Source organism: uncultured Streptococcus sp. (assembly GCF_938036805.1).
Taxonomy (GTDB): Bacteria; Bacillota; Bacilli; order Lactobacillales; family Streptococcaceae; genus Streptococcus.
Genome location: NZ_CALHWC010000006.1, coordinates 1 through 13,363, shown reverse-complemented (window position 1 = coordinate 13,363; position 13,363 = coordinate 1). Strand labels below are relative to the sequence as shown.

Genomic DNA, 13,363 nt, shown 5'->3' with positions numbered 1-13,363 from the left:
AATCCATCGTGTTTGATGTGAAATAATGAGAAAGGCGGCTTTGTGCGGCCTTTTTCTTACCTTGATGAACTTGTAAATCTAACAAGTGTTCGAACAATATAAAAATAAGCAAGCGTTTATATTTTTGATTACTTATCATTTTAAAATGTAAATTTACATATTGGTCTAGATAAATTATTTTAGGAATCCTAGTACAGGGATTGATTTCTAGGTACAGGTATTAGCCTCAAACTCTTTGAAATCAGTATTTTATCAGATATTTTCCACAAAAACGTTGATATAGCAACTCATTCTTTTGAAGAAATTGGGCTTTGAAATTTTTGAGACTGTTTTTGGAAATTTACTTGAAAAATATAAGAAAATGGGGTAAAATAGAAACATAGAAAACGCTTACAAATAGAAAGGTGACTAAATGGACAAAAAAGAAGCATTAAGAACCTTTACAACAGGTGAAAACTTTCATTTGCAGCATTATTTAGGAGTGCATCAGGATGTGGTGGATGGCAAAGCTGGCTACACTTTTAGAGTCTGGGCTCCAAATGCGCAGAATGTACATCTGATTGGAGATTTCACCAATTGGTATGGAGAGCAGATTCCTATGACTCGCAATGAAGTCGGTGTCTGGGAAGTCTTCACGGATTTGCCTAAGGAAGGAGATATTTACAAGTACAATATCAAACGCAGTAGTGGTCAGGAAATCTTGAAAATTGATCCGCTGGCTATCTATTTTGAAGAGCGCCCAGGTACGGGAGCTATTGTTCGGACTATTCCAGAGAAGAAGTGGCAAGATGGACTTTGGCTGGCTCGGAGAAAGCGTTGGGGCTTTTTCTCAAGACCGGTCAATATCTATGAAGTACACGCTGGATCTTGGAAACGAAATCCTGACGGTAGTCCATATTCTATGGCTCAGCTTAAGGAGGAGTTGATTCCTTATCTAGTAGAAATGAACTATACACACGTTGAGTTCATGCCGCTCATGGCGCATCCTTTGGGACTCAGCTGGGGCTACCAGCTCATGGGTTACTTTGCCTTTGAACATACCTATGGCACACCTGAGGAATTTCAGGACTTCGTCGAAGAATGTCACTTGAATAATATTGGTGTTATTGTGGACTGGGTTCCAGGTCACTTTACCATCAATGACGATGCCTTGGCTTACTATGATGGAACACCAACCTTTGAGTACCAGGATCATGACCGAGCTCATAACTATGGCTGGGGTGCCTTGAATTTTGACCTAGGGAAAAATGAAGTGCAATCCTTCTTGATCTCTAGCATCAAGTTCTGGATTGATTTCTACCATCTAGATGGGGTTCGTGTGGATGCGGTTAGCAATATGCTCTATCTAGACTACGATAGTGGTCCTTGGCAGCCAAATAAGGACGGCGGTAATCGTAACTATGAAGGTTATTATTTCTTGCAGCGTTTGAACACAGTCATCAAGCTATTTCATCCAGATGTTATGATGATTGCTGAAGAGAGCTCATCCGAAACCAAGATTACGGGCATGAGAGAGATGGGCGGTTTGGGCTTTGACTTCAAGTGGAATATGGGATGGATGAATGATATTCTGCGTTTCTATGAAGAAGACCCGATTTACCGCAAGTACGATTTCAATCTGGTGACCTTCAGCTTCATGTATTCATTTTCTGAAAATTTCCTCTTACCTTTCTCTCACGACGAAGTTGTTCACGGTAAGAAGAGCATGATGCATAAGATGTGGGGTGATCGCTATAATCAATTTGCTGGTCTACGAAACCTCTTGACCTATCAAATCTGCCATCCAGGCAAGAAATTGCTCTTTATGGGTTCAGAATTTGGTCAATTCCTAGAGTGGAAGTCAGAAGAGCAGTTGGAATGGTCAAATCTGGACGATCATATGAATAAGAAGATGCAAACATTCACTTCTGAGCTCAATGCCTTCTATAAAGACAATCGTCCGCTTTGGGAGATTGATTTGAGCTATGATGGTATCGAAATCATCGATGCCGACAATACCGATCAGAGTGTCCTTTCCTTTATCCGTAAGACGGAAAAAGGAGATATGTTGGTCTGTGTGTTCAATATGGTGCCAGTAGAGCGCAAAAACTTTACCATTGGTGTGCCAGTGGCAGCCGTTTATGAAGAAGTATGGAATACTGAATTAGAGAAATGGGGAGGTGTTTGGAAAGAACACAACGAAACAGTTCAGTCTCAAGAGGGACTATGGAAAGATTATCCGCAGACCTTGACCTTTACGCTACCAGCTTTGGGAGCAAGTATTTGGAAAATCAAGCGTCGTGTGAATGTTCGTAAAAATGCTAAAAAAGATTCCACAAAGGAGTAGGATATGAAGAATGAAATGCTAGCTTTGATTCTTGCCGGTGGGCAAGGAACTCGTCTTGGAAAGCTCACACAAAGTATTGCGAAACCAGCAGTACAGTTTGGTGGTCGTTATCGCATTATTGATTTCGCGCTGTCAAACTGTGCCAACTCTGGGATTAACAATGTCGGTGTGATTACACAGTACCAACCACTTGCTTTGAACAGCCACATCGGGAACGGTTCAAGCTGGGGCTTGGATGGTATCAATACAGGTGTATCCATTCTTCAGCCATACTCCGCCAGTGAAGGAAATCGTTGGTTTGAGGGAACTAGCCACGCTATTTTCCAAAATATTGACTATATTGACAGTATCAATCCTGAATATGTCTTAATCCTATCTGGAGATCATATCTACAAGATGGACTATGATGATATGCTCCAATCCCATAAGGATAACAGCGCTAGTTTGACGGTTGCAGTCTTGGATGTGCCTCTCAAGGAGGCTAGCCGTTTTGGTATTATGAATACCGATGCCAATAACCGGATCGTTGAATTTGAAGAAAAACCAGAAAATCCTAAATCTACCAAAGCTTCTATGGGAATCTATATCTTTGACTGGCAACGTCTCCGTAATATGCTGATTGCTGCTGAAAAGAGCAATGTCGATATGTCCGACTTTGGTAAAAATGTTATCCCTAACTATCTTGAATCTGGCGAAAGTGTTTATGCTTACGAATTTAACGGCTACTGGAAAGACGTTGGTACGATTGAGTCACTTTGGGAAGCGAACATGGAATACATTAGTCCAGAAAATGCTTTAGACAGTCGTGATCGTCAGTGGAAAATTTACTCACGTAACTTGATTTCACCACCAAACTACCTTGGTGAAAATGCTCATGTTGGAGATTCTTTGGTAGTTGACGGCTGTTTTGTGGATGGAACTGTTAAGCATTCTATTCTTTCAACAGGCGCTCAAGTTCGTGAGGGTGCAGAAGTCACTGATTCTGTCATTATGAGCGGCGCTATTATTGGCCAGGGAGCTAAGATTAAACGTGCGATCATTGGTGAGGGCGCTGTTATTTCTGATGGTGTAGAGATTGACGGAACAGATGAAGTGCAAGTAGTCGGATATAATGAAAAAGTGGGGGTACCAACAGATGAAGATTGATAAATATTCAGCGATTTTAGGAAATACGGTCGGTTTCCACGACATGTCAACCTTGACAGACCATCGTCCAGTTGCTAGTTTGCCATTTGGTGGGAAATACCGTTTGATTGACTTCCCACTGTCTAGTCTTGCTAATGCTGGTGTTCGTAGCGTCTTTGGTATCTTCCAACAAGACAATATCGGCTCTGTCTTTGACCATATTCGTTCAGGTCGTGAGTGGGGCTTGTCTACACTTTTGAGTCACTACTATCTAGGAATTTACAATACCCGTGTAGAAAGTAGCACAGTTGGTAAGGAATATTATGAACAGTTACTGACTTATCTGAAGCGCTCAGGCTCTAACCAAACTGTAGCCCTGAACTGTGATGTGTTGATCAACATTGACCTTAATCAAGTCTTCCACTTACATAACACAACCCAGCAACCGATGACGGTGGTTTACAAGAAATTGCCTTCTAAAGATATTTCAGATGTCAATGCAGTTCTGCAAGTCAGTGAAACAGACCATGTCCTAGGGCATAAGCTGCATAGTGATAGAGACGAGGGCGAGCTCTTCAATATGTCTACAGATATTTTTGTAGTAGATACGCCTTGGTTGATTGAAAAATTGGAAGAAGAAGCCCAAAAAGAATTCCCACAAAAACTGCGCTATGTTCTTCGGGACTTGGCAGCTGAAGTTGGAGCTTTTGCTTACGAGTATACAGGTTATCTGGCAAATATTTACTCTGTTGAATCATACTATAAGGCCAATAAAGATATGCTTGATCGGCAGAAATTCTACTCTCTCTTCTCACCAAATCAAAAGATTTATACAAAGGTGAAAAACGAAGAGCCGACATACTATGCAACTACATCAAAAGTAAATCGCTCTCAGTTTGCGTCAGGTAGTATTGTAGAAGGTGAAGTTGTAAACTCTGTTATCTCGCGGAATACAAGAATCTTAGCGGGTAGCAGTGTCAAAGATAGTCTCCTCTTCCCACGCGTTGTCGTTGGAAAAAATGCAGTGGTAGAATATGCAATTGTGGACAAGGGCGTTGAGATTGCTGAAGGAGTAGTCGTTCGAGGGACAGCTGAACATCCAGTTGTACTGAAGAAAGGTCAAAAAGTTACAGAGGACATCGTTTCATGAAAATTTTATTTGTAGCAGCAGAAGGGGCACCTTTTTCCAAGACGGGTGGCTTGGGAGACGTTATCGGCGCTCTCCCCAAATCCTTGGTCAAAGCTGGTCATGAAGTTGGAGTCATTCTGCCCTATTATGATATGACGGATGCTAAATTTGGTGATCAAGTTGAAGACCTCTTCTTCTTTGAAGTCAGTGTCGGCTGGCGTCGGGAGTATGTCGGTGTCAAAAAGATTGAGTTGGAAGGTGTGAACTTCTACTTTATAGATAATCAGCATTATTTCTTCCGTGGACATGTCTATGGTGATTTTGATGACGGTGAACGCTTTGCTTATTTCCAATTAGCAGCTATCGAACTGATGGAGCGCATTGACTTTATTCCAGATGTTCTCCATGCGCACGACTACCATACGGCCATGATTCCTTTCTTGGTCAAGGAAAAATACCGCTGGATTCAGGCCTATAACAACATCAAGACAGTACTGACTATTCATAATTTAGAGTTTCAGGGACAATTTCCGGATAGCATGCTTTGGGAACTCTTTGGTGTCGGCTATGAACGTTATGCGGATGGCACTCTCCGTTGGAATGACTGCCTCAACTGGATGAAGGCGGGCATTCTCTATGCAGATCGCGTGACAACTGTTTCACCGAGCTATGCTAACGAAATTCGGACGGCTGAGTTTGGATGCGGTCTGGATCAGGTTCTTCGGATGGAGTCAGGCAAGCTGGTCGGCATTGTCAATGGTATCGATACAGATATCTACAATCCAGAAACCGATAAATTGCTGGCTTACCACTTTAACAAAGATGATTTGACTGGGAAATTGGAAAACAAACGAGCTCTTCAAGCAAAAGTAGGCTTGCCAGTTCGGGACGATGTTCCTGTCGTTGGTGTCGTCTCTCGTTTGACACGTCAAAAAGGTTTTGATTTGGTGGTGGAAGAGCTGCATAATCTGCTTCAGGAAGATGTGCAAATTGTGCTACTTGGAACAGGTGATCCTGCATTTGAGCGAGCCTTCGCTTGGTTTGGCCAGGCTTATCCTGAAAAATTATCTGCTAATATCCTTTTTGATGTTACTTTGGCTCAGGAAATCTATGCGGCTAGTGATATTTTCCTCATGCCGAGCCGCTTTGAACCTTGTGGTCTGTCTCAGATGATGTCCATGCGTTACGGGACACTGCCACTGGTTCACGAGGTTGGTGGCCTGCGGGATACAGTCGAACCTTACAACGTTTATAGTGGACAGGGAACAGGTTTTAGCTTCAATAACTTCTCTGGTTATTGGCTAACATGGACTTTCAAAGAAGCCCTCAATCTTTACTGGCATGACCGAGAAGCTTGGCGCAGTCTGCAAACTCAGGCTATGGAAAGAGATTTCTCTTGGGATACAGCTAGTCGAGCATATAGTGATTTATATGAGTCATTATTCTAGTATGTTGCATTAGAACAGCAGTCCTCTCTTGTCTTGACAAGAGAGGATTTGTCAGGTAAGTGGTCTTTCTTATGTTGATATCTTATCCAGACTGATGCTTTTCCCTAAAAGAAAGGAAGTTGATTCGTAAGAATGGAAATCTGGAATTTGGAGAAATAATACTCTTTAGAAAACATGAACAATAAGAGATTGGGGCTTGGGTCTCGGTCTCTTTTGCTATCCATCTACCATCTTGTTGAGAAATATGCTATAGTAGAGAAAGTAAGAGAATTCGACTTTTTGAAAAGCAGGGTAAGCAAGCATGAAAGACTACACAATTTTTTATCAACAATTAACAGCTCCTTTTCTCAGTTGCCCTAGGATAGTGAAAGGGATGGCCTATTTTAATAGGGGGATGACTGTTTTTATGCCTCTAGTGTATGGATTGGTCTTGATTGATGCCTTTCTGATAGAGGGTTGGAAAGGGCTGCTTGCTTTTTTTCTCCTGCCAGCTATCGGATTTGGTCTCTTGTCAGCGATTCGTAAACGGCTGAATCAAGCACGCCCTTACGAAAAATGGGCTATTCAACCCTTGCTGGCCAAGGATACATCAGGCAAGTCCATGCCCAGCCGCCATGTCTTTTCGGCGACAGTGATTTCCATGTGCCTACTCTACTTTTTCTGGCTGCTGGGGCTTCTCTGCCTCTTGCTTTCAGCAGGGCTGGCTGCGGTGCGCGTGATTGGTGGGGTGCACTATCCAAAGGATGTGCTGGTTGGCTATCTTTGTGGCATTTGCTGGGGAGCTTTACTCTTTTTATTATAAAGGTCTGGCCAGAGCTAGATTTTTTATGTAAAGTAAGGTAGGAGTAGACAAAGGGCCCGAGTCTATATTATAATGTAAGCAGTACCAAACTTTCATCTCCAAGGAATATGGGATTTTGGAAGATGAAAAATATGTAAGGAGACTATTATGTCAGAACCGTTATTTCTACAGTCTGTGATGCAGGAGAAAATTTGGGGCGGCACCAAGCTGCGCGATGTCTTTGGCTATGAAATTCCCAGCGACCATGTGGGCGAGTATTGGGCGATTTCGGCTCATCCCAACGGTGTCTCAACCGTCAAGAATGGCCGTTTTGCAGGTCAGAAGCTAGATGCGCTCTATGCCGAGCACCGTGAGCTCTTTGGCAATCGTCCAGAGCCTGTCTTTCCGCTTTTGACCAAGATTTTAGATGCCAATGACTGGCTCAGTGTTCAGGTCCATCCAGATGATGCCTATGGACTAGAGCACGAAGGCGAACTTGGCAAGACTGAGTGCTGGTATGTTATTGCTGCAGACGAAGGAGCGGAGATTATCTACGGTCACAATGCCCAGAGCAAGGAAGAGCTGCGCCAGCAAATCGAGAGCAAGGACTGGGATCATCTTTTGACCAAAATTCCAGTCAAGGCTGGTGATTTCTTCTATGTCCCAAGTGGCACCATGCATGCTATTGGCTCAGGGATTCTGATTTTGGAGACTCAGCAATCTAGCGATACCACTTATCGGGTCTATGACTTTGATCGTAAGGACGATGCTGGCAATCTGCGTGAGTTGCATTTGGAGCAATCGATTGATGTTTTGACTATCGGCGAGCCTGCTAATAGCCGTCCCGTTACCATTCAGGCAGATGATTTGACTTCTGCTCTTTTGGTGGCCAATAACTTCTTTGCTGTTTACAAGTGGGACATTGCTGGTTCTGTTGAGTTTAAAAAGACAGCAGCTTACAGTCTGTTCAGCGTTTTGGAAGGTGCTGGCGAGTTGACAGTAGATGGACTAGTGTATCCAATCGAAAAAGGCACTCATTTCATCCTGCCGAGTGATGTCACAGAGTGGATCTTGTCTGGCAACTTACAACTGATTGTCAGCCATCCATAGTGAAAAAACAAATGAGAGTGGGACCGAAATCGGTAATTCGTTAGAATTCGATTTCGTCGTCCCACCTCCGCACAGTTGAGTAGGGCTGTAAAAGCTGATGAAATCAGCGTAGTAGAGGCCACTCAACCACTGCGTCTTGCTCGACAATCCAAAGCCAATTGAGAGGCTAGGACTTTTGTCCCAGCCTCTTTTTTCTTTATTTTCGCAGAAAAATAGGCCTTTAGTTACAATCAGTGAAAAAGTCTGATAAATAGGCCATTTCATCATGGTTGCTTGAAGATATTTTTTCTGAAAAATGTTACAATGAAAAGGAATATCCAAAGGAGTTGAATATGGAACACAAAGAAAAAGATTTTAGTTTGTCCTGGTTTTTTAGATGGTTCTTGGATAATAAGGCCATTACCGTATTTTTGGTGACCTTGCTCATCGGTTTGAACATTTTTATTCTCAGTAAAATTAGTTTTATTTTTACGCCGGTGATTGAGTTTATTGGTGTTATCATGCTGCCAGTGATTTTGGCTGGGCTGCTTTACTATCTGCTCAATCCCATTGTCGACTGGATGGAAAAGCGCAAGATTAGCCGTGTGGCTGGAATTACGATTGTCTTTGTCTTGATTGGTATCTTGATTGTGTGGGGCTTGGCGGTTGCTATTCCTAGCTTGCAGCATCAGATAGTGAGTTTTTCAAAAAATGTTCCTGCCTATCTTAAGCAAGCTAATAAAATGATTGATGATGTTTTGACCAATCATATTTCAGATGATTTGAAGCCACAAATCGAGCAAGTTACGAATAAGCTTTCGACTCAGATTACTTCATGGGCTAGTAATTTTTCATCTAAGGCAGTCAATTGGGCCAGCAATTTGATTAGTACGGCTTCACAAATCATTGTGGCTATCATCATCATGCCTTTTATTCTTTTCTATTTGCTGCGCGATGGGAAAAATCTCAAAGGCTATGTGGTTCAGTTCTTGCCAACGAAATTCCGCGAGTCATTTGGTCAGGTCATGACGGATGTCAATGCCCAGCTAGCCAATTATGTTCGTGGTCAGGTGACCGTAGCGATTATTGTGGCCTTTATGTTTATGATTCTTTTCAAGATCATCGGCTTGCGTTACGGTGTAACTCTAGCCGTTGTAGCAGGAGTTTTGAACTTGGTGCCTTATTTGGGAAGCTTCCTTGCCATGTTGCCAGCCTTGGTTCTTGGTTTGATTGCTGGTCCTATCATGCTGTTGAAAGTCATTATCGTCTTTATCGTGGAGCAGACTATTGAGGGACGCTTTGTGTCTCCTTTGATTTTGGGAAGTCAATTAAGCATCCATCCTATTACGATTTTATTTGTTTTGCTGACTTCAGGAACCATGTTTGGTATCTGGGGCGTCTTGCTGGGAATTCCAGCTTATGCGTCAGCCAAGGTTGCCATCACAGCGCTCTTTAAGTGGTACAAGAAGGTCAGCGGTTTGTATGAAGAAAGTGTTCAAGAATTAGGAGAAGGCAGTGAGTAAGAGTGAACAAATGTTAACAGCCCTGCAAAATCAGGATTTAGCGCAGGCTGAGAAGTATTTTGAAGAGGCTTTGAGCCAAGATACCGATCAAGAGTTGTTAGAATTAGCCGATTACTTAGAAAGTATCGGCTTTTTCCCTCAAGCCAAGCGAATTTATGAAAAATTGGCTCCGCTCTTTCCGGAATCCTATATCAGTCTGGCAACGATTGCTGCTGACGATGGTGACTTGGAAGAAGCTTTTGCCTATTTAGAGGAAATTGACTCAGAAAGTGAATGGTATGTGGCTGCTCTCTTGGCAAAGGCTGACCTCTATCAGCTAGAGGGATTGCCAGATGTGGCGCGGGAGAAATTGCTGGAAGCTGCCAAACTGTCGGACGAACCTTTGGTGACTTTTGGTTTAGCAGAAATTGAGTTTGAATTGGAAAATTTTTCCCAAGCCATCAGGGAATATGCCCAGCTAGATAATCGCTCTATCTACGAGCAGACAGGTGTGTCCACCTATCAGCGCATCGGTCTTTGCTATGCCAGTCTGGGGAAAATTGAAGCTGCCATTGAATTTTTGGAAAAAGCTGTGGAGCTGGAGTACGACGAAGAGACGGTCTATGAATTGGCAGCTATCTTGTATGAGCAAGAGGAGTACCAAAAAGCTAATTTGTACTTCAAGCAGCTGGATACGATTTCGCCAGATTTTGAAGGCTATGAGTATGCCTACGCGCAGTCTCTCCATGCGGAGCATAAGACGGAGGAAGCTTTGGCAATTGCAGAGCAAGGTTTGACCAAAAATCCTTTCGAGACTCGCCTTTTGCTCCTCGCTTCCCAACTGTCTTACGAACTGCATGATGTGGAAAAATCTGAAAACTACTTGCTGGCAGCTCAGGAAAATGCAGATGATTTGGAGGAAATTGCTCTACGCCTTACCAATCTCTATCTGGAGCAGGAACGCTACGACGAGGTCTTAGCTTTTGAGGAACAAGAGCTAGACAATGTCTTGACTCGCTGGAATCTGGCGCGTGCTTATCAAGCCTTGGAAAATCTGGAAAAAGCTGAGGAGCTGTATCAGGAACTGGCAGTTGACTTGCAGGAAAATCCTGAATTTTTGGAAGAATATGTTTATTTATTGCGTGAACTAGGGCATGTGGAAGAAGCGAAAATACAGGCTGGCAAATATCTGCGTTTGGTTCCAGATGACACTGCTATGGCAGATTTGTACGAAAGTTTGTAAAGTTCTCTTGAAAAATCTCTTGTCTTGCTAGTTTTCGATTATATTAGGAAGAGGCTTGTTTTTGCTGACACGATAGTTTGATTAAAGAAGGAGTAGAGATATTGTCCCAACTGAAACGAATCCAAGAAATGGAAGAGCATTTGAATAAATACGCTCAGACGCTGGCTGCAGCTCAATCTGCTTTGGCTGAGCTGGAGGCTAGCCAGAAGAATTATATTCAGCTCCGAGATTATTACACTAGCCAAGTTTTCTTTGACGATTTGGAATTTTCCAATCGACCAGACTTTCCTGAGAATGTGGCCTGCGGCGTTTTGAGCGAAGATGCTGTTTATGACCTGATGGGAGAGCACTTTGAGACAGCGCTGCAGCTGCTAGACCTATCCAGTGCCATGCTGAAAGAAAGGTAAAGGCCTAGGAGGATTTTTGAAATAAAATGGCTTCTATCGAAAGTCTAGAGCATGGACAACGTCAACGAAAGGATTGGAAATGTGGGAAATATAAAACAAGGGCCGACCAACCGTTGACATTATTAAAGGAACACAAGATTTGCAGAAAGGCGGACCAGCATGCGCGACAACCATCTTCATACCTATTTTTCCTATGATTCTGAGGCGGATTTTTCTGACTATCTGGACCATTATGAGGGCGAGATTATCACCACCGAGCACTATGACCTGTCCAATCCCTACCCTCACCAAGCTGCCTCGCCCCATGATGATGTGCCTGACTATGCGGCCTATTCGGCAAAAATTGCAGAGCTGAACCAGCAATATGGCAACCGCATCAAAAAGGGGATTGAAATTGGTTACTATGCTCCGCGTAAGGCTGATATTTTAGCATTCCTAGCCGATAAGAAATACGACCTGAAACTCCTATCTGTCCACCACAATGGCAGTTTTGACTATCTGGAAGAGCCAGTCTTGCAGCTGGACAAGATGGAGTTAATTCCTCGTTACTTGAGAGAGCTAGAAGAGGCTATTGAGGCTGTTCCGGCGGATGTCCTAGCTCACTTTGACTATGGTTTCCGCAAATTTGAGCTTACTGTAGAGGAGTTAAAAACTTTTGAACCGCAGCTGCGACAGCTTTTTCAAAAGATGATTGATCATGATCTGGCCTTTGAACTCAACTGCAAGTCTATGTATCTCTACGGTCATGAAGATCTCTATCTCTACGCTCTTGGTCTTGTCAAGGAGCTTGGTGGTCAGCGCTTTTCAGTGGGATCAGACGGCCACAAGCTGGAACATTTTCGCTTGAAGTTTGACCAAGTGGCTCAAATCCTCGCTGATGTCGGTATTGAGGAAAGCCGGCTGATTTAAGGCATCCCGTGCGGATTCTCATTGTCCATTAAACGCATTTTTTGAATTTTGACCAGAATATGATATACTTAATTATCTTAGAAAATACAGAAGTTTATTGATATAGGAGAAAAAATGGCAGAGCCAGTGAAATTATTTCAGTATAACACCTTAGGAGCTTTGATGGCTGGACTTTATGGTGGGAGCATGACGATTGGGGAGCTCCTGAAATACGGCGATTTGGGGATTGGTACACTGGATTCCATCGATGGGGAATTGATCGTTCTTGATGGTAAGGCCTATCAGGCTAAGGGATCTGGCAATGTGCCTGAAGTCGTTGAAGTTTCAGATGATGTGACAGTGCCTTACGCTGCGGTTGTTCCCCACCAAGCAGAGGTTATTTTCCGCCAACGCTTCGAAATGACAGATGAAGAGCTGGAACAGCGAATTGAATCCTATTACGATGGGGAAAATTTATTTCGCTCCATCAAGATTCATGGAGAATTTTCCCACATGCATGTGCGAATGATTCCAAAATCGACTTCAGAGAAGAAGTTTGCTGAGGTGGCCGTGAGTCAGCCAGAGTACCATGCGGACAATGTTTCTGGAACTATTGTTGGCTTTTGGACACCCGAAATTTTCCACGGTGTCAGTGTAGCCGGCTATCATCTTCACTTTATTTCAGACGACCATACCTTTGGTGGTCACGTTATGGACTTTGTTATCAAGGAAGGTATTGTGGAGCTAGGTGCTGTCGATCAGTTGGATCAACGTTTCCCAGTTCAAGACCGTAAGTTCCTCTTTGCAAAATTCAATGTCGATGAAGTAAGATCGGACATGGACAAGGTTGAGTAGTCAATTACTGTGACAATTGTTTACTTTTGATAAAAAAAGAGGCTAGGAATCTGCCGTCCCAACCTCTGAAAGATAACTAGATTTTTAAATTCAGTAAGTTTGAGGAGCCGAGGCTCCTCTTTTGTTTTTAATATCCGCCAAATCGATATTTTAGAAACTGATTAGTTTACATTTTCATGCTTTTAATCTTTTCTTCATCTGGTGTGACGCGCAGGGTTTTCTGGCCCGTATAGGTGACAAATCCGGGCTTGCCGCCAGTTGGTTTGTTGAGTTTTCTGACTTCAATCATGTCCACTTGGACCAGATTAGAGAGTCTGGCCTTGGAGAAGTAGGCCGCTAGCTCAGCAGCGTCTGTCTTTACCTCATCGCTGGGCTGAAGATTGCCTGTGATGACCACATGGCTACCCGGAATATCCTTGGCGTGGAACCAAAGCTCGTCCTTCTTAGCCATCTTAAACGTCAGTTCGTCATTTTGGAGGTTGTTGCGGCCGACTAGGATGATAGTTTGACCGTCAGTTGCCAAATATTTCTCCGGTTTCTGCCTTTTCTGGATTTTCTCTCTTTGGCGTC

The 13,363-nt window shown here is 43.2% G+C and carries 12 protein-coding genes; 11 read left to right on the top strand and 1 reads right to left on the bottom strand.

Annotated features, from left to right (window positions below):
- The first annotated feature begins 412 nt into the window (after positions 1–412).
- The 11 genes from glgB (at position 413) to budA (ending at position 12,793) form a co-directional block, all read left to right on the top strand.
- Positions 413–2,326 (top strand): 1,4-alpha-glucan branching protein GlgB, encoded by a 1,914-nt coding sequence (gene glgB / locus Q0191_RS00305; RefSeq protein ID WP_297662757.1) that lies wholly within the window; start codon positions 413–415, stop codon positions 2,324–2,326.
- Positions 2,327–2,329: 3 nt separating this feature from the next.
- Positions 2,330–3,472 carry a glucose-1-phosphate adenylyltransferase gene (locus Q0191_RS00300; RefSeq protein WP_297662755.1) on the top strand — a complete coding sequence of 381 codons (1,143 nt, stop codon included), beginning with the start codon at positions 2,330–2,332 and terminating at the stop codon, positions 3,470–3,472.
- Positions 3,462–4,601 (top strand): glucose-1-phosphate adenylyltransferase subunit GlgD, encoded by a 1,140-nt coding sequence (gene glgD / locus Q0191_RS00295; RefSeq protein ID WP_061423142.1) that lies wholly within the window; start codon positions 3,462–3,464, stop codon positions 4,599–4,601. The genes Q0191_RS00300 and glgD overlap by 11 nt, the downstream gene beginning before the upstream one ends.
- Entirely contained in the window at positions 4,598–6,028 is a 1,431-nt protein-coding gene (glgA, locus tag Q0191_RS00290; protein WP_297662751.1) for a glycogen synthase GlgA, read from the top strand. Before glgD ends, glgA begins: the two co-directional genes overlap by 4 nt.
- 301 nt (positions 6,029–6,329) lie before the next feature.
- Positions 6,330–6,830, top strand: coding sequence for a phosphatase PAP2 family protein (locus Q0191_RS00285; RefSeq protein WP_297662749.1), 501 nt, complete (start codon positions 6,330–6,332; stop codon positions 6,828–6,830).
- A 147-nt stretch (positions 6,831–6,977) separates the two neighbouring features.
- Positions 6,978–7,919, top strand: coding sequence for a mannose-6-phosphate isomerase, class I (gene manA, locus Q0191_RS00280; protein WP_297662748.1), 942 nt, complete (start codon positions 6,978–6,980; stop codon positions 7,917–7,919).
- 332 nt (positions 7,920–8,251) lie between these two features.
- On the top strand, positions 8,252–9,421 hold the full coding sequence (locus Q0191_RS00275; protein ID WP_297662746.1) for an AI-2E family transporter: 1,170 nt from the start codon (positions 8,252–8,254) through the stop codon (positions 9,419–9,421).
- Complete coding sequence (locus Q0191_RS00270; RefSeq protein ID WP_297662744.1) at positions 9,414–10,643, top strand: tetratricopeptide repeat protein; 1,230 nt, start codon at positions 9,414–9,416, stop codon at positions 10,641–10,643. The genes Q0191_RS00275 and Q0191_RS00270 overlap by 8 nt, the downstream gene beginning before the upstream one ends.
- 101 nt (positions 10,644–10,744) lie before the next feature.
- A complete protein-coding gene (locus Q0191_RS00265; protein WP_297662742.1) occupies positions 10,745–11,050 on the top strand; it encodes a DUF4298 domain-containing protein in 306 nt (101 codons plus the stop codon).
- A gap of 159 nt (positions 11,051–11,209) precedes the next feature.
- Positions 11,210–11,959, top strand: coding sequence for a PHP domain-containing protein (locus Q0191_RS00260; RefSeq protein WP_297662741.1), 750 nt, complete (start codon positions 11,210–11,212; stop codon positions 11,957–11,959).
- Between the two features lie 114 nt (positions 11,960–12,073).
- Positions 12,074–12,793 (top strand): acetolactate decarboxylase, encoded by a 720-nt coding sequence (budA, locus tag Q0191_RS00255; RefSeq protein ID WP_149518184.1) that lies wholly within the window; start codon positions 12,074–12,076, stop codon positions 12,791–12,793.
- Between the two features lie 166 nt (positions 12,794–12,959).
- Here the strand turns inward: budA and Q0191_RS00250 are convergent.
- A partial coding sequence (locus Q0191_RS00250) for an NFACT RNA binding domain-containing protein (protein ID WP_297662739.1) occupies positions 12,960–13,363 on the bottom strand: 404 nt, incomplete at its 5' end.